General features: G+C 63.7%; 22 protein-coding genes and 6 tRNA genes. 16 read left to right on the top strand and 12 right to left on the bottom strand.

The genetic code is table 11. From position 1 onward, the window contains the following. Nucleotides 1–7: 7 nt before the first annotated feature. The 3 genes from pepN to CBP34_RS12005 all read right to left on the bottom strand — a co-directional run bounded on the left by pepN (nucleotide 8) and on the right by CBP34_RS12005 (nucleotide 4,945). Nucleotides 8–2,731, bottom strand: coding sequence for an aminopeptidase N (gene pepN, locus CBP34_RS12015; protein ID WP_208616329.1), 2,724 nt, complete (start codon nucleotides 2,729–2,731; stop codon nucleotides 8–10). Between the two features lie 9 nt (nucleotides 2,732–2,740). Beyond that, nucleotides 2,741–3,845, bottom strand: a protein-coding gene (gene prfB, locus CBP34_RS12010) for a peptide chain release factor 2 (protein WP_157896466.1) whose coding sequence is annotated in 2 segments (ribosomal slippage) — nucleotides 2,741–3,763 and nucleotides 3,765–3,845 — 1,104 coding nt in all. Because the reading frame shifts where the segments join, the coding sequence is not laid out codon by codon here. 176 nt (nucleotides 3,846–4,021) lie between these two features. Beyond that, entirely contained in the window at nucleotides 4,022–4,945 is a 924-nt protein-coding gene (locus CBP34_RS12005) for an alpha/beta fold hydrolase (protein WP_094099160.1), read from the bottom strand. Nucleotides 4,946–5,127: 182 nt separating this feature from the next. Between CBP34_RS12005 and CBP34_RS12000 the strand changes: the two genes are divergently transcribed. The 3 genes from CBP34_RS12000 to plsY all read left to right on the top strand — a co-directional run bounded on the left by CBP34_RS12000 (nucleotide 5,128) and on the right by plsY (nucleotide 7,572). Then, nucleotides 5,128–6,189 (top strand): aldo/keto reductase, encoded by a 1,062-nt coding sequence (locus CBP34_RS12000; RefSeq protein ID WP_094098142.1) that lies wholly within the window; start codon nucleotides 5,128–5,130, stop codon nucleotides 6,187–6,189. Nucleotides 6,190–6,364: 175 nt separating this feature from the next. Then, on the top strand, nucleotides 6,365–6,868 hold the full coding sequence (locus tag CBP34_RS11995; RefSeq protein ID WP_094098141.1) for an aminoacyl-tRNA deacylase: 504 nt from the start codon (nucleotides 6,365–6,367) through the stop codon (nucleotides 6,866–6,868). Nucleotides 6,869–6,918: 50 nt separating this feature from the next. Beyond that, nucleotides 6,919–7,572, top strand: coding sequence for a glycerol-3-phosphate 1-O-acyltransferase PlsY (plsY, locus tag CBP34_RS11990; protein ID WP_086912726.1), 654 nt, complete (start codon nucleotides 6,919–6,921; stop codon nucleotides 7,570–7,572). A gap of 66 nt (nucleotides 7,573–7,638) precedes the next feature. Here plsY and CBP34_RS11985 read toward each other — a convergent pair whose 3' ends face one another. The 3 genes from CBP34_RS11985 to CBP34_RS11975 form a co-directional block, all read right to left on the bottom strand. Then, entirely contained in the window at nucleotides 7,639–8,664 is a 1,026-nt protein-coding gene (locus CBP34_RS11985) for an HD-GYP domain-containing protein (RefSeq protein WP_086927631.1), read from the bottom strand. A 10-nt stretch (nucleotides 8,665–8,674) separates the two neighbouring features. Continuing rightward, nucleotides 8,675–9,325 carry a retropepsin-like aspartic protease family protein gene (locus tag CBP34_RS11980; RefSeq protein WP_094098140.1) on the bottom strand — a complete coding sequence of 217 codons (651 nt, stop codon included), beginning with the start codon at nucleotides 9,323–9,325 and terminating at the stop codon, nucleotides 8,675–8,677. Nucleotides 9,326–9,387: 62 nt separating this feature from the next. After that, nucleotides 9,388–9,873 carry a YajQ family cyclic di-GMP-binding protein gene (locus CBP34_RS11975; protein ID WP_024814772.1) on the bottom strand — a complete coding sequence of 162 codons (486 nt, stop codon included), beginning with the start codon at nucleotides 9,871–9,873 and terminating at the stop codon, nucleotides 9,388–9,390. 73 nt (nucleotides 9,874–9,946) lie between these two features. On the opposite strand from CBP34_RS11975, the gene murB reads away from it, so the two are divergent. Further along, on the top strand, nucleotides 9,947–11,020 hold the full coding sequence (gene murB / locus CBP34_RS11970) for a UDP-N-acetylmuramate dehydrogenase (RefSeq protein WP_094098139.1): 1,074 nt from the start codon (nucleotides 9,947–9,949) through the stop codon (nucleotides 11,018–11,020). Nucleotides 11,021–11,146: 126 nt separating this feature from the next. Here murB and argG read toward each other — a convergent pair whose 3' ends face one another. The 4 genes from argG to CBP34_RS11950 form a co-directional block, all read right to left on the bottom strand. Beyond that, nucleotides 11,147–12,481: an argininosuccinate synthase gene (gene argG / locus CBP34_RS11965; RefSeq protein WP_094098138.1), complete on the bottom strand. Its 1,335-nt coding sequence runs from the start codon at nucleotides 12,479–12,481 to the stop codon at nucleotides 11,147–11,149. 70 nt (nucleotides 12,482–12,551) lie between these two features. Continuing rightward, the gene (gene ppnP / locus CBP34_RS11960) at nucleotides 12,552–12,869 is read right to left on the bottom strand and encodes a pyrimidine/purine nucleoside phosphorylase (protein WP_086912721.1); all 318 of its coding nucleotides are present in this window, start codon (nucleotides 12,867–12,869) and stop codon (nucleotides 12,552–12,554) included. A 151-nt stretch (nucleotides 12,870–13,020) separates the two neighbouring features. After that, a complete protein-coding gene (locus CBP34_RS11955; RefSeq protein WP_094098137.1) occupies nucleotides 13,021–13,698 on the bottom strand; it encodes a glycine zipper 2TM domain-containing protein in 678 nt (225 codons plus the stop codon). 132 nt (nucleotides 13,699–13,830) lie between these two features. Continuing rightward, entirely contained in the window at nucleotides 13,831–14,229 is a 399-nt protein-coding gene (locus CBP34_RS11950; RefSeq protein WP_418134724.1) for an ArsC family reductase, read from the bottom strand. A gap of 36 nt (nucleotides 14,230–14,265) precedes the next feature. On the opposite strand from CBP34_RS11950, the gene folC reads away from it, so the two are divergent. The 11 genes from folC (at nucleotide 14,266) to CBP34_RS11895 (ending at nucleotide 20,868) form a co-directional block, all read left to right on the top strand. Next, the gene (gene folC / locus CBP34_RS11945) at nucleotides 14,266–15,591 is read left to right on the top strand and encodes a bifunctional tetrahydrofolate synthase/dihydrofolate synthase (protein ID WP_094098136.1); all 1,326 of its coding nucleotides are present in this window, start codon (nucleotides 14,266–14,268) and stop codon (nucleotides 15,589–15,591) included. 22 nt (nucleotides 15,592–15,613) lie between these two features. Beyond that, complete coding sequence (locus CBP34_RS11940) at nucleotides 15,614–16,483, top strand: SPOR domain-containing protein (RefSeq protein WP_094098135.1); 870 nt, start codon at nucleotides 15,614–15,616, stop codon at nucleotides 16,481–16,483. A 43-nt stretch (nucleotides 16,484–16,526) separates the two neighbouring features. Beyond that, complete coding sequence (locus tag CBP34_RS11935) at nucleotides 16,527–17,015, top strand: CvpA family protein (RefSeq protein WP_086927624.1); 489 nt, start codon at nucleotides 16,527–16,529, stop codon at nucleotides 17,013–17,015. Nucleotides 17,016–17,088: 73 nt separating this feature from the next. Further along, nucleotides 17,089–18,594, top strand: a complete 1,506-nt coding sequence (gene purF, locus CBP34_RS11930; protein WP_094098134.1) for an amidophosphoribosyltransferase — start codon at nucleotides 17,089–17,091, stop codon at nucleotides 18,592–18,594. A gap of 97 nt (nucleotides 18,595–18,691) precedes the next feature. Next, nucleotides 18,692–20,107 (top strand): glutamate--tRNA ligase, encoded by a 1,416-nt coding sequence (gene gltX / locus CBP34_RS11925; RefSeq protein WP_094098133.1) that lies wholly within the window; start codon nucleotides 18,692–18,694, stop codon nucleotides 20,105–20,107. Between the two features lie 65 nt (nucleotides 20,108–20,172). Beyond that, nucleotides 20,173–20,248 (top strand) — tRNA-Ala (locus tag CBP34_RS11920). A 36-nt stretch (nucleotides 20,249–20,284) separates the two neighbouring features. Further along, nucleotides 20,285–20,360 (top strand) — tRNA-Glu (locus tag CBP34_RS11915). A gap of 50 nt (nucleotides 20,361–20,410) precedes the next feature. After that, nucleotides 20,411–20,487: transfer RNA gene (locus tag CBP34_RS11910), tRNA-Asp, on the top strand. Between the two features lie 64 nt (nucleotides 20,488–20,551). After that, nucleotides 20,552–20,627: transfer RNA gene (locus CBP34_RS11905), tRNA-Ala, on the top strand. A gap of 36 nt (nucleotides 20,628–20,663) precedes the next feature. Beyond that, a tRNA-Glu gene (locus tag CBP34_RS11900) sits at nucleotides 20,664–20,739 on the top strand. A 52-nt stretch (nucleotides 20,740–20,791) separates the two neighbouring features. Then, nucleotides 20,792–20,868 (top strand) — tRNA-Asp (locus tag CBP34_RS11895). Between the two features lie 159 nt (nucleotides 20,869–21,027). Here CBP34_RS11895 and CBP34_RS11890 read toward each other — a convergent pair. After that, nucleotides 21,028–21,786, bottom strand: coding sequence for a 3-hydroxyacyl-CoA dehydrogenase (locus tag CBP34_RS11890; protein WP_094098132.1), 759 nt, complete (start codon nucleotides 21,784–21,786; stop codon nucleotides 21,028–21,030). A gap of 142 nt (nucleotides 21,787–21,928) precedes the next feature. Beyond that, the gene (locus CBP34_RS11885; protein ID WP_094099158.1) at nucleotides 21,929–22,981 is read right to left on the bottom strand and encodes an extracellular solute-binding protein; all 1,053 of its coding nucleotides are present in this window, start codon (nucleotides 22,979–22,981) and stop codon (nucleotides 21,929–21,931) included. A 336-nt stretch (nucleotides 22,982–23,317) separates the two neighbouring features. On the opposite strand from CBP34_RS11885, the gene hsdR reads away from it, so the two are divergent. Further along, entirely contained in the window at nucleotides 23,318–25,819 is a 2,502-nt protein-coding gene (gene hsdR / locus CBP34_RS11880; RefSeq protein ID WP_094098131.1) for an EcoAI/FtnUII family type I restriction enzme subunit R, read from the top strand. The last annotated feature ends 7 nt before the right edge of the window (nucleotides 25,820–25,826 follow it).

The raw sequence follows: 25,826 nt of genomic DNA, 5'->3' as shown, positions 1-25,826 counted from the left end.
GGGCACTTCAATCAGCCAGTGCGCGGGTGACAACCTCGCGCACGTCGTTGCTCAGGTCGGGGCGTGCGGCCACGCGGGCGATGGCCTCACGGGCGCCGCTGCGCCAGGGTTCGGCCAGCTTCTTCCAGCGGTCCAGGGCGCGCGCCAGGCGTGCGGCGACCTGCGGGTTGATGGCGTCGAGTTCGATCACGCGGTCGCTCCAGAAAACGTAGCCGGCCGCGTCCGCCCGGTGAAAGGCGCCGGGGTTGGCGCTGCAGTAGCTGAAGATCACGCTGCGCGCGCGGTTGGGGTTCTTCAAGCTGAAGTCCGGGTGCTGCATGAGCTGGCGCACGGCGGGCAGTACATTGCCACCGCGGTCGGGCGCGCCCGCCTGCAGGGCAAACCACTTGTCGATGACCAGCGGCTCGTCCTTGAACAGCGCGTGAAAGCGTGCCAGGGCCGGGGCCGCCAGTTCGCTGCCGCTGGCCACCAGGGCGGTGAGGGCGTTGAAGCGGTCGGTCATGTTGGCCGCCACCTTGAAGCGCTGGTAGGCCTTGCCGGGCCAGACCACATCGCCGGTGCGCCTGGCAGCGATACACAGCATGTGCAGCGCCAAGCCACTCAGGGCGCGGCGGCCCGACGAGACCGGGTCGGGGCGGTAGCCGCCGGTGTCCTGGTTTTGCTCCCAGGCCCGTTCCCAGTCGGTTTGCAGGGCCAGTGCCAACTGTTCGCGCATGGCTTCGCGCACAGCGTGGATGCGCTGTGGGTCCACCACTTCGAGTTGCTCGGCGATGTAGGTCTCGGACGGCAGCGTGAGTACCAGCTCCTTGAAGGCCGCGTCCAGCGCCGGGTTGCGCAGCACGCTGCGCATGGCTTCGATGAAGTCGGCGCCAACAACTTGATGGTCAAAAATGCCGCTAGCGCTTGTTTCATAAGCGCTATTAGCTATTGCATTGATAGCGGTGCGCAGCGCCAGTCGCTGGCCTGCTTCCCAGCGGTTGAAGGCGTCTGCATCGTGCGCCAGCAGCGTGAGCAGCTGGGCATCGGAGTACTCGATGTCCAGCACCACCGGGGCGCTGAAGTTGCGCAGCAGCGAGGGCACCGGCTCGGCATCCACCTGCACGAAGGTGAGCGTTTGCGTGGGCTCGGTAAGCACCACGGTGCGCGATACGGCGCCCGTGGCGCTTTCGCCCGCCATCTGCAAGGGCAGGGCGGCCCCGTTGGCACTGAGCAGGCCCAGTTCCACCGGAATGACGAACGGCTCCTTGGCGCTCTGGCCGGGCGTGGGGGCGCAGCTTTGCGTGAGCGTGAGCGTGTAGCTGCGGGTCGCCGCTTCGTACTGGCCCGTTGCCTGCACGCGGGGCGTTCCGGCCTGGCTGTACCAGCGCTTGAACTGGGGCAGCAGGCGTGCCAGGTCGCTGGTGGGGTTGGCGTCGGCGATTGCCTGGGCGAAATCGTCGCAGGTCACGGCCTGGCCGTCATGGCGTTCGAAATACAGCTTCATGCCCTTGGCAAAGCCTTCGCGGCCCACCAGCGTGTGCATCATGCGCACCACCTCGGCACCCTTTTCGTAGATGGTGACGGTGTAGAAGTTGTTGATCTCGATGTAGCTGTCAGGCCGCACCGGGTGGGCCATGGGGCCGGCATCCTCGGGGAACTGCGCGGTGCGCAGTACGCGCACGTCTTCGATGCGCTTGACGGCGCGGGCCGACGGGCTGCCGGCCAGATCCTGGCTGAACTCCTGGTCACGAAAGACCGTGAGGCCTTCCTTGAGCGAGAGCTGGAACCAGTCGCGGCAGGTTACGCGGTTGCCCGTCCAGTTGTGGAAATACTCGTGGCCCACCACGCTTTCGATGTTGCCGAAGTCGGTGTCGGTGGCGGTGGCTTCGCTGGCCAGAACGTACTTGGTGTTGAAGATGTTCAGGCCCTTGTTCTCCATGGCGCCCATGTTGAAGTCGCTGGTGGCGACGATCATGAAGCGTTCCAGATCGAGCGGCAGGCCAAAGCGGGCCTCGTCCCAGGCCACGCTGTGCATCAGCGAGTTCATGGCGTGCTCGGTCTTGCCCAGGTCGCCGGGGCGTACATACACCTGCAGCAGGTGCTCGGTGCCCGAGCGGCTGCGGATTTTCTGCTCGCGCGCCACCAGCTTGCCCGCCACCAGGGCGAACAGGTAGCAGGGCTTCTTGTGCGGATCGACCCACTTGGCGAAGTGGCGGCCGTCTTCGATGGCGCCGCTGTCCACCAGGTTGCCGTTGGAGAGCAGCACCGGGTACAGCGCCTTGTCGGCACGCAGCGTAACGGTGTAGCTGGCCATCACGTCCGGCCGATCCAGGAAGTAGGTGATGCGCCGAAAGCCCTCGGCCTCGCACTGCGTGAAGAACGTGCCCTGGCTCACATACAGGCCCATGAGCTGCGTGTTCTTGGCGGGCGCGCAGGTGGTGAAGATTTCCAGGTCGAAGGGCTCGGTGCCTTCGGGCAGGTTCTCCAGCACCAGCTGGTTGCCATCCATCTTGAACGAGGTGCCGCCGCCATTGACCATGACGCGCGCCAGGTTCAGATCTTCGCCGTCCAGGCGCAGCGGCTGTGCCGCTACGTCGGGGTTGCGGCGCAGGCGCATCTTGTTGAGCACGCGGGTCTTGGCGGGGTCCAGGTCGAACGTCAGGTCGACGGTGTCGATCCACCAGGCCGGGGCCTGGTAGTCGGCGCGATGAATGGCGGGCGCTGGGCCCTGACCGTCACGCAGTAGCAACATGGGTTTTCCTTAAACGCCCTGCTTGAGGGAGGCTTCGATGAATGCGTCCAGATCGCCGTCCAGCACTTTCTGGGTGGCCGAAATTTCGACGCCGGTACGCAGGTCCTTGATGCGGCTGTTGTCCAGCACATAGCTGCGGATCTGGTGACCCCAGCCCACATCGGTCTTGGTATCTTCGAGTTTTTGCTGTTCTTCCTGGCGCTTGCGCATCTCGTGGTCGTACAGGCGCGAGCGCAGGCGCTGCCAGGCGATGTCGCGGTTGCCGTGCTGGCTGCGGCCGTCCTGGCACTGCACCACGATGCCCGTGGGGATGTGCGTCAGGCGCACGGCCGAGTCGGTTTTGTTGATGTGCTGGCCGCCCGCGCCCGATGCGCGGTAGGTGTCGGTGCGCACATCGGCCGGGTTGATGTCGATCTGGATCGAGTCATCAATCTCGGGGTAGACGAACAGGCTGGCAAAGCTGGTGTGGCGCCCGCCCGAGCTGTCGAACGGGCTCTTGCGCACCAGGCGGTGCACGCCGGTTTCCGTGCGCAGCAGGCCATAGGCGTATTCGCCCTCGATCTTGATCGTGGCGCTCTTGAGCCCGGCAACGTCGCCCGGCGTTTCTTCTTCGACCGTGGTCTTGAAGCCCTTGCGCTCGGCGTACTTGAGGTACTGGCGCAGCAGCATGCTGGCCCAGTCGCAGGCCTCGGTGCCGCCGGCGCCAGCCTGGATGTCGACAAAGCAGTTGAGCGGGTCGGCCTCGTTGCTGAACATGCGCCGGAATTCGAGCTGCTCGATCTCGGGCTTGAGCTTGGCAGTTTCGGCCTCGATGGTGAGCAGGCCGGCTTCGTCGCCTTCTTCCTTGCTCATCTCGAACAGCTCGGCGTTGTCGGCCAGCTCACGCGTGAGCTTGTCGAGCGTGAGCACCACGCCGTCGAGCGATTTTTTCTCTTTGCCCAATTCCTGGGCTTTCTTGGGGTCGTTCCAGACCGCGGGGTCTTCCAGCGAGGCGTTTACCGTGCGCAGACGTTCGAATTTGGCATCGAAGTCAAAGATACCTCCGTAACTCTTGCGTGCGCACGGTCAGGTCGGAGAGGGTGTTGCCGATGAGGTTGATACGTTCTGCGTCCATGGTCTTGTCCTGGGTGTCTTGTGGAATAACCCGTGATTTTCTCATGGGACCAGCTCCCTGGCGCCCAATGCCCTCCGGCCGGCCCGCCGCGCGCCGCAGCAGGCGGGATATCCGCCACAAAATATCAAAAATGATAGCTACTTGCGCTTGGCGCATAAGCGCAAGCACCATTTTTCTTACATATCACCGACAAACTGCTCGATCAGGGCCGCCACCGCATCGGGCTGGTCATGGTGCAGCATGTGGCCGGCGTCCGGCACCACGGCAACGCGGCAGTTGCGCACATGGGTCAGGCGCTGGTGGTATTCGTCCAGGCTGTATTGGCCCTTCCACCACCGGCCCAGGCTGTCATCGCAGGCTTCCACGGCCAGCGTGGGTGCGCTGATGGCTGCGTAAATGGCCAGCACTTCGTCGAGGCGAAACAGCTGCGCGCTGGTGACCTTGTGGGCCGGGTCGCCCAGGATTTCCCACCGCCCAGCGGCGTTGGGCGCGGCCCAGTGCCGGGCCAGCCAGTCGGCCTTGTCCTGTGACAGGCGCGGGTTGGTTTTCATGAGGCGCTGGGCCACGCCGGCTGCGCTGTCATAGGCCTTGAGGGCCATGCCGCCCTGCGGCAGCTGCTTCATTTCGTCCATCCATTGCGCATACCGGGTGGGGGCCTGGTCGGGCCGGGTGGCCGGCAGGCCGAAACCTTCGAGGTTGACCAGGCGCCGGATGCGCGCAGGCCGCACGCCCGCATACATCATGGCCACGTTGCCGCCCATGCTGTGGCCTACCAGATCAATGGGCTGCTCGCCCACCAACTGGTCGAGCAGCTGGTCGAGGTCGGCCAGGTAGTCGGCAAACACATAGTGATCGCAGGGCGAGGGCAGGCGGCTTTGGCCAAAGCCGCGCCAGTCGGGCGCAATGATCTGGCGTCCCGCTGCAAAGGCCTCGGAGAACGCATCCACCACAAACTGGTAGGACGCGCCCACATCCATCCAGCCATGCAGCAGCACCAGCGGGGTGCTGCATGGAGCGGCCTCGCCCCAGATGTGCAGGTGGTAGCGCAGGGTGCGCAAGGGGATGAAGTGGCTGCGGCTGGTGCGGAGTGCTGGGTACATGGCGGCATTATTGAAGGCGCTGCGGGCGATGGCTGTCAACCACAAGACTGCCGGGTGCTGGCCGATTGCGCCAGGTCGGGGTGGCCAGGGAATGCCCCCCTGGCGCACTGAGCGATCCGTCGGCGGCAAGCGGCCAGGCCAAAGCAGCTCTTACACTGCGCCACATCATTTTTGGAGCCTGCATGAAAACCATCCAGCTCGGTCAGAGCGACCTGCATGTCACCCCCATCTGCCTGGGCACCATGACTTTTGGCGAGCAGGTGAGCGAGGCCGATTCCCATGCCATTCTCGATCGCTCGCTGGAGCGCGGCGTCAATTTCATCGACACGGCCGAAATGTATGCCGTGCCGGCCCGGGCGCCAACCTTTGGTGCCACCGAAACCATCATCGGCCACTGGTTTGCCAAGAACCCGGGCGCGCGCCAGAAGCTGGTGCTGGCCAGCAAGGTGGCCGGGCCCTCGCGCGGCATGCCCTGGATTCGCGAGGGCAAAGGCATGACGGCCGCCGACATCGTGGCCTCGTGCGAGGGCAGCCTGCGCCGCCTGCAGACCGATGTGATCGACCTCTACCAGATCCACTGGCCCGAGCGCCATGTGCCGGCCTTTGGCATCAAATACTACGACCCGGCCAAGGAAACCGCGCAGACGCCGATCCACGAGCAGCTGCAGGCGCTGGCCGGCCTGGTCAAGGCCGGCAAGGTGCGCCATGTCGGCCTGTCGAACGAAACGCCCTACGGCGCGCACGAGTTCGTGCGCCTGGCAGAGCAGCATGGCCTGCCGCGCGTGGCCACGGTGCAGAACCCCTATTGCCTGATCAACCGTAGCTACGACAACGCGCTCGACGAAACCTGCCACCGCCTGAACGTGTCGCTGCTCGCCTATTCGCCGCTGGGCTTTGGCCTGCTCACGGGCAAATACGACGCCAGTGGCATCGAAGGGCCTGATGCGCCCCAGGGCGCCCGCATTGCCAGCTATGAATCGGTGCGCAAGCAGCGCTGGGGTAGGCCCGAGGCGCTGGCCGCTGCCCGCCGCTACAACCAGCTCGCGCGCGAGCATGGCCTCACGCCCACGCAATTGGCGCTGGCCTTTTGCTACACCAACTGGCGTGTGGCCAGCACCATCATCGGTGTGACTTCGCTGGCGCAGCTCGACGAAGACCTGGCCGCCTGGGGCACAACGCTTTCGCCCGACTTGTTGGCGGCCATCGACCAGATTCGCTGGCAGGTGGGTGATCCCGCAATTTGAGATGAAATCAGGCTCTTCTAGCGAATGCTAGTGATGCACTCGATAAACGCCGTACTCCAAAAACGCTGTTTGAGGACGTACGGAGCATGCCATCACTACTATTCGTTAGAAGAGCCTGAAATCAGCTTTCAGCGCTTTCTGGTAAAGCGCTATCAGCTATATTTTTGAAGCAATCATGGCCAAGAAAGACGGCAAGGGCGCGCATGTGAGCGAGACCCCCGCTACGCAACTGCTCAAGGCAAACCAGGTGGCGTTCACCGAACACCCCTATGACTATGTGGAGCATGGCGGTACCGCGCACAGTGCCGCCAGCCTGGGGCTTCATGAGCACATGGTCGTCAAAACCCTGGTGATGCAGGACCAGGACGCAAAGCCGCTCATCGTGCTGATGCATGGCGACTGCAAGGTGTCCACCAAGAACCTGGCGCGGCAGATTGGTGCCAAGTCGGTCGATCCGTGCAAGCCCGAGGTCGCCAACCGCCACAGCGGCTATCTGGTGGGTGGCACCTCGCCGTTTGGCACGCGCAAGACCATGCCGGTGTACATCGAAGCGTCGGTGCTGGAGCTGCCGCGCATTGCCATCAATGGCGGGCGGCGCGGTTTTCTGGTGCAGATCGACCCGCAGGTGTGCGTTCAGTTGCTGGGTGCCACGCCGGTGCACTGCGCGCTGGCAGAATAGGCCGCCCCGGCGCGCCTGCGCCGCGTTGTTGTTCCCTCGAAGGAGTTGATTTGAACGCCGTGTATCCCGTCCTTGCCACTGTGGCTGCCTACTTGCTGGGCTCGCTGTCGTTTGCGGTCATCGTGACGCGCCTGATGGGGCTGAACGACCCGCGCACCTATGGCAGCAAGAACCCCGGCGCCACCAACGTGCTGCGCTCGGGTTCCAAGGCCGCCGCCATCGTGACCTTGCTGCTGGATGCGGTGAAGGGCTGGCTGCCCGTGGTACTGGTGCGCTGGTTTGGCAAGCCCTATGGCCTGGAAGACGGCACCATCGCGCTGGTGGGGCTGGCGGCGTTTCTGGGGCACCTGTGGCCCGTGTTCTTCCGTTTCGAGGGGGGTAAGGGCGTGGCCACCGCTTTAGGCGTGCTGCTGGGCATCAGCGGCTGGCTGGGGCTGGCCACGGCGGCCACCTGGCTCATCGTGGCCTTTTTCTTTCGCTATTCGTCGCTGGCCTCGCTGGTGGCGGCGGTGTTTGCGCCCGTGTATTACCTGCTGGTCAGCGGCGTGGTCTGGTATGCAGAGACCAGCATTGCCGTGGCCATTGCCATCATGGCCATGCTGCTGGCCTGGCGCCACAAGGACAACATCCGGCGCCTGATCGAAGGCAAGGAGTCGCGCCTGGGCGGTTCCAAGGCGGCCCCTGCGCCCAAGCACAAGCCGTAGCGCATCGCCTGGCTTCGCGGGCGAACTGTGTTGGGGCGGGCAGGCTCTGGCGCTGTCGAAGAACGCTCAGAGGGCTCCGCCAGCCGTCACCAGCCCCATGAGGCCCGAGTTGTGCGGTGTCGCTGCATACAGCCCCAGCCGCACCATTGTCCGGTGGTTGAGCTCCACCGTCACGGCGGAGCGGGCCAGTGCCGACTGGATGCGCGGCTTGCCCGTGGTGGCGGTGTCGTAGATGCCTGGCCGAGCGTGGTGCGCACCCGCGCGATCGAGCAGGCTTGCCACGAGGGGCTGGTTGGCCTTTTCGCCCCGGCGCAGCACGATGGCCGTGTCACCATTGTCCAGGCGCACAAAAGTGCCGGGCGGGCACAGCCCCACCGAGCGCACCAGCGTGTAACTCACCTCGTCGCGCTGATCGACTTCGTGGCCCACGATGGCGCGCACCGAATCGGTGGCGCTGCGCCCGGCGCGCGACTTGCGGGGGCTGATCATGGCGGCGTAGCGGTCGATGGTGCCCAGGATGCGGGTCAGCCGGTCTTGCGGCTCCTGGTTGGCCAGCGGCACGCGGTCGGAAATGCTGGCATGGTGCTGCCCCACCACGTCCAGCCAGAGGCTGTCGGTGATGAACAGGCGTTCCAGCAAGGCCTGGCTTTCCTGGGGGTGGTTGCGAATCGCGTCCTGCTGCGCGGAGCTGGGCTTTTCACGCTGTTCGGACAGCACGTCCTGCAGCGCCGTCATGCCGATATTCATGGTGAGTGCGGCACGCACCAGGCTGTCGCGCTCCCGGCTGGGCAGTTGCAGTTCCTGCGCCATGATGTGGCACAGGGTGCCGCACACCACGGCGTGCGATGCGCTGTAGCCGACCGTGGAGGTGGAGGCCAGCTGGAACATCAGGTACAGCGCGGCGTCAATATCGTGGGTCACCAGGTCTTGCAGCCAGCGGTCGATCTGGCGCACCTTGGCCGGAAAATCCTGCACCCGCAGCGGCGTGGAAAGCACGACCGACAATGCCGACTCCAGATCGGACCACAGGCTCAGCAGGTCTTCATACTCGCCATCGTGGCGCTGGTTGCCGGGGGAATGTCGGACGGACATGGGCAGTGGATCAGTGGCGCTTTTCCAGCACCATCTGGTCGTTGGTACGGGTCATCTGGAACTCGGTCAGAAAGCTGTTGCCCAGCAGCACAAAGGGCATGGGCTGCGGCGTGACGATGGCTTCAACACCAAACACCTCGACATCACCGATGCGCACCGAATCGAGTTTCATGCGCCAGCCCTGGGCCACGCCATTGGCGGTGCTCATGCGTACGGGCTGGCCGCTCAGGTATTTAAGGCCCATGCGTTCCGCATCGGGGCGGCCGATGGCCACGGTGGAGGCGCCCGTGTCCACCATGTATTGCATGGTGCTGCCGTTGATGGTGCCGCTGTTCACAAAATGACCCCGGCTGTCGGCGGTCAACACAACGCGCCTGCCGCTGCTTGTGCTGCCCACGCTCACCGGGGCTTCGCCCAGGTGCAGGGTGCGCCGGACGCCCGCGATTTCCACCACGGCCTCGTCCTTGCCGACGTTGACCACTTTCACGCCCTGATGGGCTTCTCCGGCCCCAACGCCCCGGGGCGCGCTGTTGTTCACGATCAGCAGGGCTTTGCTACCCAGAATGCCGCCCAGGGCCACCGACTGAGCGCGCGCCAACAGGGGTGCCAGCAGCGCGGCGACCAGCAGCGCTGCGCCAGGGCGGAACAGGTGGTTTTTCATGGTGGACGGCAGCTGTGCGACGGTGCAATGCGTGGGGCGGCGAAACGGGCCGGGACCGCAGGTCAGTCGCGGAAGTTGTCAAACGACAGCGGCACGTCGTTGATTTCCTTGCGGATCAGCGCCATGGCCGCCTGCAGGTCGTCGCGCTTGGCGCCCGTCACGCGCACCTTGTCCTCCTGGATGGCGGCCTGCACCTTGAGCTTGCTTTCCTTCATGAGCTTTTGCAGCTTCTTGGCCAGCTCGCTCTCGATGCCGTTGCGCACCTTGATGACCTGCTTGACCTTGTCGCCACCCATTTTCTGCACATCGCCCATGTCCAGAAAGCGCACATCCACGTTGCGCTTGGTGAGCTTGTTGCGCAGCACGTCCTCGATCTGGGTGAGCTGGAACTCGGCATCGCCCACCATGGTGATTTCCTTGTCCTTGATCTCGATGCTGGCCGAGGTGCCCTTGAAATCAAAGCGGGTCGTGATCTCTTTCACGGTGTTTTCCACCGCATTCTTCACTTCAACGAGGTTGGCTTCACAGATGGTGTCAAAAGAGGGCATGGCTGTTGGTGGTCTCTCGGAAAACGTAGTGGTCCGGACAGGCGCGCTGGCCCCCGGTGCGACAATCGGGCCAATGGTAGTCGAGAAAAACGTCCCTTTGCAGCCCTGCAACACCTTTGGCATCGCTGCACGCGCCCACACCCTGGTTCGGGTGCGTTCCGTGGAAGATCTGCACGCCGTCCTGGCGGATGCGCAGCTGGCCTCCTTGCCGAAGTGGGTGCTGGGCGGGGGTAGCAACATCATCCTGACGGGCGATGTCAAACCCGTGGTGCTTAAGATGGAGATCAAGGGCCTGCGCCTGGTGCAAGAAACCGACCGGGCCTGGATCGTCGAGGCCGGTGCGGGCGAGGTGTGGCACGACACGGTGGCCTGGACACTCGCGCAGGGATTTCCGGGGCTCGAAAACCTGGCGCTGATTCCAGGCACCGTGGGGGCCTCGCCGGTGCAGAACATCGGCGCCTATGGCGTGGAGCTGCAAGACAGGTTTGAGTCACTGGATGCGGTGGACCTGGCCACTGGCCAGCGTTTCACGCTCGATGCGGCCCAGTGCGCGTTTGGCTACCGCGATTCGGTGTTCAAGCACGCACCATCGCCATCGCCGGTCGATGGGGGCCTGCCGCGCGGCATGGGCCTGGCGGGCCGCGCCGTGATCACCCATGTGCGTTTTCGTCTGCCCCGGCCGTGGAAGCCGGTGCTCGGGTATCTGGATCTGGAGCGGCGGCGCGTCGAGGCCGGTGTCGATCAGCCCACGGCGCAGCAGATCTTCGACTGGGTGTGCGACATCCGCCGCGCCAAGCTGCCCGACCCGGCGGTGCTGGGCAACGCGGGCAGCTTCTTCAAGAACCCCACGGTGACGCCAGACCAGTGCGCCGACATCATCGCGCGCGAACCCAGGATCGTGCACTACCCCATGCCCGACGGCAGCATCAAGCTGGCCGCCGGCTGGCTGATTGACGCCTGCGGCTGGAAGGGCAAGAGCGTGGGCAAGGCGGCCGTGTACGAAAAGCAGGCGCTGGTGCTGGTCAACCGGGGCCAGGGCGCCCACAGCGTGACCGGCGGCGAGGTGATGACATTGGCCCGCGCCATCCAGACCAGCGTGTACGAGCGCTTCGGCATCCGGCTGGAGCCCGAGCCCGTGGTGTGGTGATCCGCGCCGGATTGCTTCCATTTTTATAGCTGCTTGCGCTTTTTCTGTAAGCGCTGCAGGCCGAAAAGACCATGAAAAAACCGCCCGAGGGCGGTTTCTGGTTGGCGCAGCGGCAAGGCCGCTCGCTCAGGATTCGTCGCTCAACTGTGGCAGCGGTGAGCCATGGCCCAGGGTCAGCAGGCCGGACTTGGCGTAGGTCATGAGCTTGGCACGCGTGTCCACGATGTCCAGGTTGCGCATGGTCAGCTGGCCAATGCGGTCCAGCGGGCTGAACGGCGCGTCTTCCACCTTTTCCATCGACAGGCGCTCGGGTGCGTAGGTCAGGTTGGGCGATTCGGTGTTGAGCAGCGAGTAGTCGTTGCCGCGGCGCAGTTCCACCGTCACGGTGCCGGTGATGGCGCGCGCCACCCAGCGCTGGGCGGTTTCGCGCAGCATGATGGCCTGGGGGTCGAACCAGCGGCCCTGGTAGAGCAGGCGGCCCAGTTTCAGACCGTTCATGCGGTACTGCTCGATGGTGTCTTCGTTGTGGATGCCGGTCACCAGGCGCTCGTAGGCGATGTGCAGCAGCGCCAGGCCTGGGGCCTCGTAGATGCCGCGGCTCTTGGCCTCGATGATGCGGTTCTCGATCTGGTCGCTCATCCCGAGGCCGTGGCGGCCGCCGATGCGGTTGGCTTCGAGGATCAGCTCGACCGGGTCGGTGTATTCCTTGCCGTTCAGGGCCACGGGCTGGCCTTCGTTGAAGGTCACCGAGACTTCCTCGGCCTTCACCACGACCTCGTCCTTCCAGAACGCCACGCCCATGATGGGATTGACGATGCGGATGCCGCTGTTGAGGAACTCCAGGTCCTTGGCCTCGTGCGTGGCGCCGAGCATGTTGCTGTCGGTGCTGTAGGCCTTCTCGGCGCTCATCTTGTAGCCGAAGCCCTCCTTGGTCATGAAGGCCGACATTTCGGCACGGCCACCGAGTTCGTCGATGAACTGCTGGTCCAGCCAGGGCTTGTAAATGCGCAGCGAGGGGTTGGTGAGCAGGCCATAGCGGTAAAAGCGCTCGATGTCGTTGCCCTTGAAGGTGGAGCCATCGCCCCAGATGTGGACGTCGTCTTCCTTCATGGCCGACACCAACATGGTGCCCGTGACGGCTCGGCCCAGCGGCGTGGTGTTGAAGTACGTCACGCCAGCGGTGCTGATGTGAAAGGCGCCAGCCTGCAGCGCGGCGATGCCTTCGTGCGCCAGCTGCGTGCGGCAGTCGATCAGGCGCGCGGCTTCGGCGCCGTATTCCATGGCCTTGCGCGGGATGGCGTCGTAGTCGGGTTCGTCGGGCTGGCCCAGGTTGGCCGTGTAGGCGTAGGGCAGTGCGCCCTTGTTCTTCATCCAGCGCAGGGCCGCGCTGGTGTCCAGGCCACCGGAAAACGCGATGCCGACCTTCTGGCCGAGAGGGAGATGTTGGAGGATGGTTGCCATGGAATTTCTCAAAAATAATAGCTACTGGCGCTTGCCAAATAAGCGCTGAAGGCCAAAAACGCTATGAATTTCAGCCAAAGTGGCAGATGTAGTGGTAGGCCTCGGTCACGCGGATGTCGAACTTCGAGTTGCCCGGCACGCTGAATTGCTCGCCCGCGCCAGATTTCACCCAGGTGTCGGTGCCATCGAGCTTGTATTCACACGAACCGCCCACGCCTTCCATGATCTCGGGAGCGCCGGTGTTGAAGGTCAGCGTGGCGGGCAGGATTACGCCCACCGACTTCTTCGTGCCGTCGGGGAACGTGATGCCATGGCTCACGCACTTGCCGTCGAAATACACACTGGCCTTGGTCGTGACGGACACGCCGTCGATTTTTTCGGTGGTCATGGTTGCGCGGGTAGATAGAAAGAGGGAAACGCGAGATTTTAGGGCAGGGGGCGTGGCCGCAGCGCGGCGGCGTCCGGGCGGGCCGAGGTTTGCCGGCGCGGCGGGCAAAAAAAGAGCCCCATCAAGGGGCTCTGGTACCGCCGAACGCGCATCAGCGCCAGTAAGGGTTGCGGTGGGCCGGGTAGTAGGGACGGCCATAGCCGTACTCGATCACCGTCACGGGCGGGCTCGCATAGGTGGGCTGCGCCGGATAGGCGGGCTGGGCCGGGTAGGCGGGGTAAGTGGACGTGACTACCCCGGGCTGCGCATACCCGCCCTGCGGCCCATAAGGATCGGGCTGGGTGGAATAACTTTGCCCCGGGTTGCCGGTCAGGGGCTGGACGCTGACGGGGATCCAGCCACCCGGATCGGTCTGGGTGCGGGTGCTGTACTGGCGCCCGGCATATTCGTACACCACGTCGTAACCCATGGTGCGGTTTTCGTAATACGTCTCGGTGGTGCAGCGCGGCACGTTCTGGTACTGGGGCTGGCCATTGCCTTCGATCTGGTTGCCCAGCACTGCGCCGCCGATGAGGCCCAAGGCGGTGGCTGCAGCGCGCCCGCCGCCATGGCCCACCGCGTTGCCGGCCGCGCCACCGGCAATGGCGCCCAGCAAGGCCCCCGCGCCCGAGTTGCGCGAGCCGCTGTAGACGGTTTCGTTGCCGCACACCTGCTGCGGTATGCCCACTTGCTGCACCACGGGCGTGGCTGACAGCACGCGGCCTTGTTCCTGCGCTGCCGCGACAGTGGCCACGGCGGCCAGAACGGAAAATAGGGCGATCTTTTTCATGACAAAACTCCTGACGGTTCGGTGCATAACGCACCAGACCGGGAAAAAGTTTAGGCGCGCCGCGTCAATCACTCGGCACGGGCCCGTAAATCTGCGTAAAGATCAGCGCGGCAATTCACCGGTTGAGCTGGTTCATTCACTGGACAGCGTTTCCTGCAGTGCTTGCCACTGGGCTGCATCAAAGCCGACCGTGATGGCGCTGTGCTGGCCCCCTTGCCACTCCACCACCGGGCGCTTGATGATGCTGGGCTGCGCCTGCATCAGCGCACTGGCGCTGGCATCGTCTTGCACGGCCGCCTGGGCGCCCGGGTCGAGCTTGCGCCAGGTGGTTCCCTGCCGGTTCACCAGCTTTTGCCAGCCTGCGGCGGCCAGCCAGTCGGGCAGGCGTTCAGCGGGAACGCCCTGTTTCTTGAAGTCGTGGAAGGCGTATTCGAGTCCGTGGCTGGTGAGCCAGGCGCGCGCCTTCTTGACCGTGTCGCAGTTGGGGATTCCGTACAACGTGATGAGAGGTGTCTTCATGGCCGCCATCATCCCCGATAGTTCGCCCTCGGCGACAATCGCTCGCGTATGCACACCAAAATCCACACCCTGGAAGGCTGGCTCCGCCATTGCGAACAGCTGCACCCTCAGAACATCGACATGGGCCTGGATCGGGTTCGTGAAGTGGCCACCCGCATGGGTCTGCGTTTTGACTGCCCGGTGATCACCGTCGCCGGCACCAACGGCAAGGGCTCCACCTGCGCCATGCTGGAGGCCGTGGCCCAGCAGGCGGGTTTTCGCACCGGGGTGTACACCTCGCCGCACCTGGTGCATTTCGAAGAGCGCTGCCGCGTGCATGGCGAAGCTGTCAATGCTTCTGATCTGATAGCGCACTTTGAAGCCGTGGAAAGCGCCAGAACGCAAAACGGCAACGATGTTTCGCTGACGTACTTCGAATTCACCACGCTGGCCATCCTGCGGCTGATGAGCCACGCCCTGCTGGATGTGGCCATTCTGGAGGTGGGGCTGGGCGGCCGGCTCGATGCCACCAACATCATCGATGCAGACTGCGCCATCATCACCAGCATCGACATTGATCACATCGAATACCTGGGGCCGGACCGCGAGAGCATCGGGCGGGAAAAGGCCGGCATCATGCGCACGGGCCGCCCGGTGATCGTGAGCGATCCCATGGCGCCACAAAGCGTGATCGACCATGCGCGTGAAATGGGGGCTGATCTCTGGCGTTTTGGCCATGATTTCAATTTTTCTGGCGACAAGCAGCAGTGGAGCTGGGCCGGGCGGGGGCGGCGCTATGCAGGGCTGGCCTATCCGGCGCTGCGCGGGGCCAACCAGCTGGTGAATGCGTCGGGGGTGCTGGCGGCGTTCGAAGCGCTGCGCACGCGCCTGCCCGTAACGGCGCAGGCGGTGCGCAATGGGTTGGCACTGGTCGAATTGCCGGGCCGTTTCCAGATCGTGCCCGGGCAGCCCACGCTGGTGCTGGATGTGGCGCACAACCCCCATTCGGTGGCGGCACTCACGGCCAACCTGGACGCCATGGGCTATTTTCCGGCCACGCACGCGGTGTTTGGTGCCATGGCCGACAAGGACCTTGCGCCCATGCTGGCCAAGGTGGGGCCGCTGGTGGACCACTGGTATTTCACCGATCTGCCCACGCCTCGCGCGGAAGCAGGCGCCGTATTGCAGCAGAAATGGAACGCGTTGCAGATGGTGTCGGGTGGCCGGCGGCAGGTGACCTCCAGTGTCCACGCCGACCCCTTGCAGGCCTTGCAGGCAGCGGTGGCTGCGGCAGACCCCGCTGATAGAATCGTGGTCTTTGGCTCGTTCTACACGGTGGGTGGTGTGCTGATCAATGGAATCCCCCGCCTGCACGCCAAGCATCTGGGCGCATAAGCTCCGCACAAGTCCCTATTCCATGGCATTTTTCAAGTTTCGGTGGCCGGGTCAGAGTGAACAGGCTGACAAGCCGGGCAAGCGCTCCCGTTCGCCCCAGGCAGAGAGCATCGAAGTCATGCGCCGGCGCGCAAAGCATCGTCTCATTGGCGCTGCGGTGCTGGTCTTGCTCGGTGTGGTGGGTTTTCCGCTGCTGTTTGATACCCAGCCGCGCCCCATTCCGGTGGATATTCCGATTGAAATCCCCGACCGCAACAAGGTGGCGCCGCTGGTTGTGCCCGCTGGCACGTCCGATTCGTCTTCATCGCGGCCCGCCGGGCAATCACCCAAGGCACCCGCACCAGGCGTGCCGTCACAAGCACCAGAGCGCAGCGCGGCCGCGGCCAGCCTGGGCGATGGCGAGGAGCTGGTGGCAAGCAGCCGCAGTGCTGCTGCCAAGGCGCCGACCGGGGAATCCGCCACTGCAAAGGCTGTCGCCAAACCCGAAGTCAAGCCAAAGGCCGCGGCGGCACCCGAGCCCAAGCCGGAACCCAAAGCCAAGCCTGATACCAAACCATCATCGCCCGCTGAGCACAAGCCACCGGTGGCCGAGGACGCGGCCCGGGCCCGGGCGTTGCTGGAAGGGCGCGCGGTACAGCCCGCCGCCAGTGCACAGGCCGAGGATGGCCGCTTCATCGTCCAGGTGGGCGCTTTTGCCGATGCCGAAAAGGCCCGTGAGGCGCGCACCAAGCTGGAGCGTGCCGGACTCAAAACCTACACCCAGGTGGTGGATACCAAGGATGGCAAGCGCGTGCGCGTGCGTGTGGGGCCGCTGGCCAGCCGGGCCGAAGCCGACAAGGCGGCCAGCCGCATCAAGGGACTGGGGTTGACGGCCTCGGTGCTGACGCTGTAGCCGCAGTCGGCTGCACGATTGCTTGCATACCCCATCGCACACCGTGGCATCGTTGGACTGGATTTTTGCGGCAGTTTTGCTGGCATCGATGGCCATTGGCGCATGGCGCGGCCTGGTGTTTGAGGTGTTGTCCGTGGCGGGCTGGGTAGCGTCGTTTTTTGTGGCCCAGTGGTTTGCCGCCGACATGGCAGCGATGCTGCCTTTGGGAGATTCCGATGGGGCACTGCGCTATGCGGCGGGCTTCATCGTGGTCTTTGTCGGCGCCGTGTTTGCATGTGGCTTTCTGGCCTGGCTGGCCAAGAAGCTGGTGGACGCCATGGGGTTGCGTCCGGCGGACCGAACGCTGGGGGCTCTGTTTGGCGTGGTGCGGGGCTTGGTGTTGCTGCTGGTGGTGGCCGTGGTGGTGGGTTTGACGCCCCTGCAAGAGGCCGCGTGGTGGCAGGAGTCGCACAGCGCACCGGTGCTGGGGGGCTTGCTCAAGAGCTTGAAGCCCGCATTGCCGGAAGAATTTGCAAGGCATTTGCCTTCATGACAGGGTGGCGGCCACAAGCTGCTGCCGAGAAAATTGGCGCGGGGATGTTCCCGCAAATGGATGGAATCGAACTATGTGTGGAATCGTCGGCGTCGTCAGCGCAGCGCCCGTCAACCAGCTGATTTATGACGCCTTGCTGCTGCTGCAGCACCGGGGCCAGGATGCCGCAGGCATCGTGACCCAGCAGGGCCGCAAATTCTTCATGCACAAGGCCAAGGGCATGGTGCGCGATGTGTTTCGCACGCGCAATATGCGGGCCTTGCCGGGCAATGTGGGGCTGGGCCAGGTACGCTACCCCACGGCAGGCAACGCCTTCAGCGAAGAAGAGGCGCAGCCGTTTTATGTGAACGCGCCGTTTGGCATCGTGCTGGTGCACAACGGCAACCTGACCAATGCGCTGTCCCTGCGCAACGAGCTCTTTCAGACCGACCATCGGCACACCAACACCGACAGCGATTCGGAAGTGCTGCTCAACGTATTTGCCCACGAGCTTGAACGGGCTACCCGGGGCGTGCCGCTGCAGCCCGAGGACGTCTTTACGGCGGTGCGTGCCGTGCACAAGCGCATCAAGGGTTCGTATGCCGTCATCGCACTGATTGCCGGACATGGTCTGCTGGCCTTCCGCGACCCCCACGGCATCCGGCCGCTGGCCATGGGGCGCAGCCAGGATGGCACCGTGATGGTGGGCAGCGAATCGGTGGCGCTGGAAGGCACCTCGCATGTCTTCGAGCGCAACATCGACCCGGGCGAGGCCATCTTCATCACGCTCGACGGCCAGGTGCATGCGCGCCAGTGCGCAGAAAATCCGCAGCTCAACCCCTGCATCTTCGAGTTCGTTTATCTGGCGCGGCCCGATTCGGTGCTCGACGGGATTTCGGTTTACCAGGCGCGGCTGAACCTGGGCGAGACGCTGGCCAAGCGGGTGGTGTCCACCGTGCCGCCGAACGAGATCGATGTGATCATTCCCATCCCCGAGTCGAGCCGCCCCAGCGCCACCCAGCTGGCGCATCTGCTGGGCATTCCGTACCGCGAGGGGTTCGTCAAGAACCGCTATGTGGGCCGCACCTTCATCATGCCCGGCCAGGGCGTGCGCAAGAAGTCGGTGCGTCAGAAGCTCAACGTAATCGGCAGCGAATTCAAGGGCCGCAATGTGCTGCTGGTGGACGATTCCATCGTGCGCGGCACCACCTCGCGCGAGATCGTGCAGATGGCGCGCGACGCCGGTGCCCGCAAGGTGTATCTGGCCAGCGCGGCGCCACCCGTGCGCTACCCCAATGTGTACGGCATTGACATGCCCACCAGCAGCGAACTGGTGGCCCATGACCGCACGGTGGAAGAGGTGCGCCAGGCCATCGGCTGTGATGCGCTGATCTACCAGGATGTGGATGGCATGAAGCGGGCGATCGGTGCCCTCAATCCCGCCATTGCGGGGTTTGATGCCTCGTGTTTCGACGGGGTCTATGTCACCGGAGACATCACGGCGGACGATATTGCACGACTCAACGAAGGCCGCGTGGGTGTGGAGGAGGGCGAAGAAGATACTTCCCGCCTGGCGCTGCCCAACGCCCAGGTCGCCTGACACGACGATTGCTGGCCGGGCTTTCGCATGAGCCTGTAACTGCCGCAACTGCTGACCAAGACAACAACGCCGGGCCGATGCGCCCGGCCTCTACGCAATGACTGAACAGAATTCCACCGTGCATGTGCGCACCCGTTTCGCACCGTCGCCCACCGGCTTCATCCACTTGGGCAATATCCGCTCGGCGCTTTACCCGTGGGCGTTTGCGCGCGCCACCGGCGGGGATTTCATCCTGCGGATTGAAGATACCGACCTCGAGCGTTCCAGCCAGGCAGCAGTGGATGTGATCATTGAAGGCATGGCCTGGCTGGGGCTGGACCATGACGAAGGTCCGTTCTTTCAGATGCAACGCATGGACCGCTACAAGGAAGTGCTGGCTCAGTTGCAGGCCGCGGGCCATGTGTATCCCTGCTACATGAGCGTGGCCGAACTCGATGCCTTGCGTGAAAAGCAGATGGCCGCCAAGGAAAAGCCCCGCTATGACGGCACCTGGCGTCCGGAGGCGGGCAAGACCCTGCCGGCCGTGCCCGAGGGTGTACAGCCGGTGCTGCGCTTCAAGAACCCGCAAGGCGGCGTAGTGGCCTGGGACGACAAGGTCAAGGGCCGTATCGAGATCAGCAATGACGAACTGGATGATCTGGTGATTGCACGGCCCGATGGCACGCCCACCTACAACTTCTGCGTGGTGGTGGACGATATCGACATGGCCATCACCCATGTCATTCGTGGTGACGACCATGTGAACAACACGCCGCGCCAGATCAACATCTTCCGCGCCTTGGGCAAGGAGCCGCCCGTGTACGCCCACCTGCCCACCGTGCTCAACGAGCAGGGCGAAAAGATGAGCAAGCGCAACGGCGCCAAGCCCGTCACGCAATACCGCGACGAGGGTTACCTGCCCGACGCCATGGTGAACTACCTTGCCCGCCTGGGCTGGAGCCATGGGGATGACGAAATTTTCAGCCGCGAGCAGTTCCTGCAGTGGTTCAACCTGGACCACCTGGGCCGCAGCGCCACGCAGTTTGATGAAGCCAAGCTGCGCTGGGTCAACGCCCAGCACCTCAAGGCCATGGCCGACGATGCGCTGGCGGCCCTGGTCGCCCCCCAGCTGGAAAAGCGCGGCATTGCTGCGGCAGACCTGGCCGACGGCCGTCTGCCCCGCATCTGCGCCCTGTTCAAGGACCGGTGCGACACCACGGTGGCGCTCGCGGACTGGGCTTTTGTGTTTTATGGGCCTGTATCGCCATCGGAAGCAGAGCGTGCCCAGCATGTGACCGATGCGATTGCGCCCGCTCTGGATGCTCTGGCTGATGCCCTGTCGGCATGCGCATGGGACAAAGCGTCCATCAGCGCGGCGTTCAAGCAGGTGTTGACGGCGCAGGGGCTGAAGATGCCGCAGCTGGCCATGCCCGTGCGGGTTCTGACCGTCGGGTCGGCCCATACGCCATCGGTCGATGCAGTGCTGGAACTGGTCGGACGTGAAAAAGTTGTAGCGCGTTTGCGAAACCGCTAAAAATCTGTCTATAATTCAAGGCTCAGATGATGACAACGATTGCAATGTGATCGAGGTCATTAAGTGGGGGTATAGCTCAGCTGGGAGAGCGCTTGCATGGCATGCAAGAGGTCATCGGTTCGATCCCGTTTACCTCCACCAAAGTTTGTTGATAGATACGGTTAGTTCCAAGGTTTTGACCCCATCGTCTAGAGGCCTAGGACATCACCCTTTCACGGTGAGTACCGGGGTTCGAATCCCCGTGGGGTCGCCAAGTTGTAGCGCTTGGCTTGTGTGAAGAATGCAAGCAAAAGCTGCCTGCCAGGAGTGGTAGTTCAGTTGGTTAGAATACCGGCCTGTCACGCCGGGGGTCGCGGGTTCGAGTCCCGTCCACTCCGCCAGTCAAAAGCCCTTGCAGGTCTTTGATGTGCAAGGGTTTTTCTTTGGTGAGAACCAGAGAAATTTGGGGGTATAGCTCAGCTGGGAGAGCGCTTGCATGGCATGCAAGAGGTCATCGGTTCGATCCCGTTTACCTCCACCAAAGTTTGTTGATAGATACGGTTAGTTCCAAGGTTTTGACCCCATCGTCTAGAGGCCTAGGACATCACCCTTTCACGGTGAGTACCGGGGTTCGAATCCCCGTGGGGTCGCCAAGTTGTAGCGCTTGGCTTGTATTGAAAAGATGCAAGCAAAAGCTGCCTGCCAGGAGTGGTAGTTCAGTTGGTTAGAATACCGGCCTGTCACGCCGGGGGTCGCGGGTTCGAGTCCCGTCCACTCCGCCAGATAAGAAACCGCTGCAGTCGCAAGGCTGCAGCGGTTTTTTTTGTGTCTGGGTGCGGCAAAAAACCCCGCAAGCTTCCGTTTGCGGGGTTTTCATTGATTTGGCCTCTAACGCTTTATGGATAAGCGCTGGAAGCTATAAATTAAATAGCAATCCTTATTCAGCGCGGAGCCAGACGGATGGCGCCGTCCAGACGAATCACCTCGCCATTGAGCATGTCGTTCTCAAAGATGTGCTGCGCCAGCTTGGCATAGTCCTGCGGCGTGCCCAGGCGGCTGGGGAAGGGCACGCCGGCGGCCAGCGCGTCCTGCACTTCCTGGGGCATGCCAAACAGCATAGGCGTGCCGAAGATGCCGGGGGCAATGGTCATGTTGCGGATGCCGTTGCGCGCCAGGTCGCGGGCGATGGGCAGCGTCATGCCCACCACGCCGCCCTTCGAGGCGGAATAAGCGGCCTGGCCAATCTGGCCGTCGTAGGCCGCCACGCTGGCGGTGGAAATCAACACGCCGCGCTCGCCGGTGGCCTCGGGTTCGTTCTTGCACATGGCCTCAGCGGCCAGGCGGATCATGTTGAAGCTGCCGATCAGGTTGACCGTGATGGTCTTGCTGAAAACGGCCAGCGCATGGGCGCCGTTCTTGCCCACGGTTTTTTCTGCGGGGGCAATGCCCGCGCAGTTGACCAGACCCATCAGCTTGCCCAGCGAAACGGCCTTGGCCACCACGGCCTGGCCATCGGCTTCGCTGCTGACATCGCATTTGACGAAGGCGCCGCCGATGTCCTTTGCAACGGCTTCGCCTTTTTCTGCCTGCATGTCGGCGATGACGACCTTGCCGCCCTGCGCGGCCAGCATGCGCGCCGTGCCTTCGCCCAGGCCCGATGCGCCGCCGGTCACGATGAATACTTTGCCCTTGATTTCCATGTTCTGTCTCCAGTGAATGACGTTGACGTTAACGTCAATTATCACCCAAGGATGCGCGCCCAGACGGGCAAAAAAATGCCCGGGCAGTGCCGGGCAGGATTCGAATTCCCCTCAAAAAGAGGGGGCGTTCGCAGGGGCCGATTTATTGAAAGCCCACGCGGTCCAGAATCTGCTGCACCTTGGTGATGTTGGCGCCCACAGCGCTGATCGGAATGGTTTCGCTCTTGAAGGGCTGGCCCTGCGTCATGGCCTTGAGCGCGGGGTTGTCGATGTTCAGGCCCTTGACCGCAGGCCATTCATTGTTGCCATTGGCAAAATAATTCTGCGCTTCCGGGCTGGCCAGGTATTCAAGAAACTTCACGGCGTTGGCCTGGTTCTTGGCATGGCGGGCCACGGCGCCGCCGGCAATGTTCATGTGCGTGCCCCACGACTGCTGGTTGGGAAACACCACGCCCACCTTGTTGACCACGGCCACATCTTCGGGCTTGGTGGAGCGCATCAGGCGCGCCAGGTAATAGCTGTTGGTGACGGCAATGTCGCATTCACCAGCGGCCACGGCCTTGATCTGGTCGGTGTCGCCACCCTTGGGGGCGCGGGCGAGGTTGGCCACCATGCCTTTGAGCCAGGCTTCGGCCTTCTGTTCGCCAAGGTGCTCGGTCACGGCGCCAAACAGGCTCAGGTTGTAGGGGTGCGAGCCCGAGCGAATGCACAGCTTGCCCTTGTTCTTGGGGTCGGCAAGTTCTTCGTAGGTATCCACATCGCTCTTTTGCACCTTGACCTTGTTGAACACGATCAGTCGTGCGCGGGTAGACAGGCCAAACCACGAGATGCCACCATCGGCAGCCGGCAGACTGCGCAGATTGGTGGGGATGGCGTCTTCCAGCACTTTGGAGCGAATCGGCTGGAACAGGCCGTCCATTTCCCCCCGGTAGAGCCGGGCTGCATCCACCAGCAGGATCACATCCGCAGGCGAGGCCGCGCCTTCCGCCTTCAGCCGCGCCAGAATGCCCGCGTCGTCCGCATCCACCCGGTTGATCTTGATGCCCGTGGCCTTGGTAAAGCCGGTGTACAGGGCTTCATCGGTGGAATAGTGGCGCGCCGAGTAGAGGTTGACCACCTGTTCCTGGGCGATGGCGGCACCAGCAGCAGCGGCCAGGGCACAGGCGGTGAGCAGGGCTTTGACGGTCTTCGACATGGAGTACATCTCTGGAGGTTGGAAATGTCAGATAGTAAAGCAAACGCGAATTATTCGCAATACTCCGCGCTGAGGGCCGTGCATATGCGCCACGCGCCCCCATGAAACCGGCGCACGCACGGGCGTGGCACTGCAAAGAAATCGACTGGCGCAGGCCCGAAGCAATCGCTGCGCTCGGGTCGGGTGGCGCCCGATTGCTTTGGCTGTGACTGGCAGCACGACACGGCAGGGCTGCCCCGGCGGGGCATGAATCTTCGGCGCGCCACGCGGTGGCGGTAGTATTCGGTAACAACTACCCGCCACCCTTGCTTGCCCGAGGTTAGTGCGCACTGCCGAATGGACAAGACCAACCTCTCCGAAAGCGACATCTGCGACAAATTCATCCGGCCCGCCATGGTGGACGCGGGATGGAGCGGCCAGGACCAGATCTTCCGTGAATACCCCTTGCGCGCCGGGCGTGTGGTGGTGCGCGGCAACAAGGCCTACCGCGACAAGAGCACGGTGCTGCGGGCCGACTACGCGCTGTTTTACAAGGCCAACATTCCGCTCGCCGTGGTCGAGGCCAAGGACAACCGGCAGGCTGTCGGTGCCGGCATGGGGCAGGCCCTGCAATACGCGCAGTTGCTTGATGTGCCGTTCAGCTTCGCCAGCAACGGCGACGGTTTCGTGTTCCGCGACGCCACCCTGGCCACCGGCGTGCTGGAGCAAAACCTCACCCTCGAAGAATTCCCCTCGCCGCAAGAGCTGTGGCGCCGCTACTGCGCCTGGAAGGGCTGGTCCGCCGAGCAAAGCCGCGTGGCCGGGTTTGACTACGCCCCGCACAAAACCCCGCGCTACTACCAGCTGGGCGCCGTGAACCGCGCGGTCGAGGCCATCGCCGCCGGGCAAAACCGCGTGCTGCTGGTCATGGCCACCGGCACCGGCAAGACCTACACCGCCTTCCAGATCATCTGGCGCCTGTGGAAGAGCGGCGCCAAAAAACGCATCCTGTTCCTGGCGGACCGCAACATCCTCATCGACCAGACCATGGTCAACGACTTTCGCCCCTTCAAGGGCGCCATGGCCAAGCTCAGCCCCAATGGCAAAGGCGTGGAACGCATCAATGCACAGGGTCAGACCGAGGTAGAGCAAATTCCGTTGGCTGTGAACAAAACCACCAAAAAGGTGGACACAGCCTTTGAGATTTACCTCTCGCTCTACCAGGCCGTCACGGGCACCGAGGAAGAGCGCAACATCTACAAGCAGTTCAGCCCCGATTTTTTCGACCTCATCGTCGTGGACGAATGCCACCGGGGAAGCGCGGCCGAAGACTCCGCCTGGCGCGACATCCTCACCTACTTTGCCAGCGCCACGCAAATCGGTCTCACGGCCACGCCCAAAGAGACCAAAGACGTCTCCAACACTGACTATTTCGGCGAGCCCGTCTACACCTACAGCTTGAAGCAAGGCATCGAAGACGGCTACCTGGCACCGTACAAAGTCATCCGCGTCGATCTGGACAAAGACACCTTCGGCTGGCGCCCCACGGCGGGCATGACCGACAAGCATGGCCACGCCATCGAAGACCGCATCTACACCGGCGCCGACATGAACCGCAAGCTGGTGCTGGAGCAGCGCGACGTGGCCGTGGCCGCCAAGATCACCGAATATTTGAAGGCCACCGACCGCTACGCCAAGACCATCGTGTTTTGCGAAGACATCGACCACGCCGCACGCATGCGCCAGGCGCTCAGCAACGCCAACGCCGACCTGTGCGCCACCCAGCCCAAATACGTGGTGCAGATCACCGGCGACAACGCCGAGGGCAAGCTGGAGCTCGACAACTTCATCGACCCCGAGAAAACCTACCCCGTCATTGCCACCACCTCCAAGCTCATGAGCACCGGGGTCGATGCGCAAACCTGCAAGCTCATCGTGGTGGACCAGGGCATCAAGTCGATGACGCTGTTCAAGCAGATCATTGGCCGGGGCACCCGCCTGCGCGAAGACCTGGGCAAAACCTGGTTCACCATTCTCGACTTCAAGCGCGCCACCGAACTGTTTGCCGACAAAGACTTTGACGGCGAGCCCGTGCAAATCTACGAACCCGGCGCAGGCGAGCCCGTGGCGCCGCCCGAGCCTCTCGGCTCACCCCATCCATTCGATCCCGACCACCCCGTTCAGCCTGAGCCCGTAGAAGGCCAGCCCCCAGGCGCACTCCAACCCCTGGGGCCCTTCGCGGGCGGCAGCGGCGCGGGTGATGGCCCCAAAAAATACATCCTCGGCAACAACGTCACCGTGATGATTGCCCGCGAGCGCGTGCAGTACCTCAACGCTGAGGGCAAGCTCATCACCGAAAGCCTGCGCGACTACACCCGCATCAACCTGCGCAAGCGCTTCGACTCGCTCGACCAGTTCCTGCAGGCCTGGCAACAGGCCGACCGCAAGGCCGCCCTGCTGCAAGAGCTCGAAGGGCAGGGCGTATTGTTGGAAGCCCTGGCCGACGAGGTGGCACACACGGGCATGGTGGACCTCGACCCGTTCGATCTGCTGCTGCATGTGGCCTACGACCAGCCCCCGCTCACCCGCAGCGAGCGCGCCCGCCGCGTGCAAAAGCGCAACGTCTTCACCCAATACGGCCCCGTGGCCCGCAAGGTGCTGGAAGCATTGCTCGACAAATACGCCGATGAGGGCATTGCCACCATCGAGAGCAACGACATCTTCAAGCTCCAGCCCTTCACCGACCTGGGCAGCCCCGTGGAGCTGGTGCGCAGCTTTGGCGGCCGCCCGCAGTACCTGGGCGCCCTGCAAGCGCTACAGCGGGAGCTGTACGCGCCATCGCAAGGTACGCCACCTTGAATATCTT

Source organism: Acidovorax carolinensis (genome assembly GCF_002157145.1).
Lineage (GTDB): Bacteria > Pseudomonadota > Gammaproteobacteria > Burkholderiales > Burkholderiaceae_C > Acidovorax > Acidovorax carolinensis.
The sequence above is the reverse complement of the archived record's forward strand: the minus strand, read 5'-3'. Positions and strand labels throughout refer to the sequence as shown.

Coding starts and splice junctions, on each gene's coding strand:
- ppnP (WP_086912721.1), bottom strand. CDS start 12,869: ATGACCACCGAAAAAATCGACGGCGTGTCCGTCACGACCAAGGCCAGT.
- murB (WP_094098139.1), top strand. CDS start 9,947: ATGGTAGTCGAGAAAAACGTCCCTTTGCAGCCCTGCAACACCTTTGGC.
- folC (WP_094098136.1), top strand. CDS start 14,266: ATGCACACCAAAATCCACACCCTGGAAGGCTGGCTCCGCCATTGCGAA.
- CBP34_RS12005 (WP_094099160.1), bottom strand. CDS start 4,945: ATGTACCCAGCACTCCGCACCAGCCGCAGCCACTTCATCCCCTTGCGC.
- argG (WP_094098138.1), bottom strand. CDS start 12,481: ATGGCAACCATCCTCCAACATCTCCCTCTCGGCCAGAAGGTCGGCATC.
- CBP34_RS11985 (WP_086927631.1), bottom strand. CDS start 8,664: ATGTCCGTCCGACATTCCCCCGGCAACCAGCGCCACGATGGCGAGTAT.
- CBP34_RS11980 (WP_094098140.1), bottom strand. CDS start 9,325: ATGAAAAACCACCTGTTCCGCCCTGGCGCAGCGCTGCTGGTCGCCGCG.
- hsdR (WP_094098131.1), top strand. CDS start 23,318: ATGGACAAGACCAACCTCTCCGAAAGCGACATCTGCGACAAATTCATC.
- CBP34_RS11885 (WP_094099158.1), bottom strand. CDS start 22,981: ATGTCGAAGACCGTCAAAGCCCTGCTCACCGCCTGTGCCCTGGCCGCT.
- pepN (WP_208616329.1), bottom strand. CDS start 2,731: ATGTTGCTACTGCGTGACGGTCAGGGCCCAGCGCCCGCCATTCATCGC.
- CBP34_RS11955 (WP_094098137.1), bottom strand. CDS start 13,698: ATGAAAAAGATCGCCCTATTTTCCGTTCTGGCCGCCGTGGCCACTGTC.
- CBP34_RS11890 (WP_094098132.1), bottom strand. CDS start 21,786: ATGGAAATCAAGGGCAAAGTATTCATCGTGACCGGCGGCGCATCGGGC.
- gltX (WP_094098133.1), top strand. CDS start 18,692: ATGACTGAACAGAATTCCACCGTGCATGTGCGCACCCGTTTCGCACCG.
- purF (WP_094098134.1), top strand. CDS start 17,089: ATGTGTGGAATCGTCGGCGTCGTCAGCGCAGCGCCCGTCAACCAGCTG.
- CBP34_RS11995 (WP_094098141.1), top strand. CDS start 6,365: ATGGCCAAGAAAGACGGCAAGGGCGCGCATGTGAGCGAGACCCCCGCT.
- CBP34_RS11940 (WP_094098135.1), top strand. CDS start 15,614: ATGGCATTTTTCAAGTTTCGGTGGCCGGGTCAGAGTGAACAGGCTGAC.
- CBP34_RS12000 (WP_094098142.1), top strand. CDS start 5,128: ATGAAAACCATCCAGCTCGGTCAGAGCGACCTGCATGTCACCCCCATC.
- CBP34_RS11950 (WP_418134724.1), bottom strand. CDS start 14,229: ATGATGGCGGCCATGAAGACACCTCTCATCACGTTGTACGGAATCCCC.
- CBP34_RS11975 (WP_024814772.1), bottom strand. CDS start 9,873: ATGCCCTCTTTTGACACCATCTGTGAAGCCAACCTCGTTGAAGTGAAG.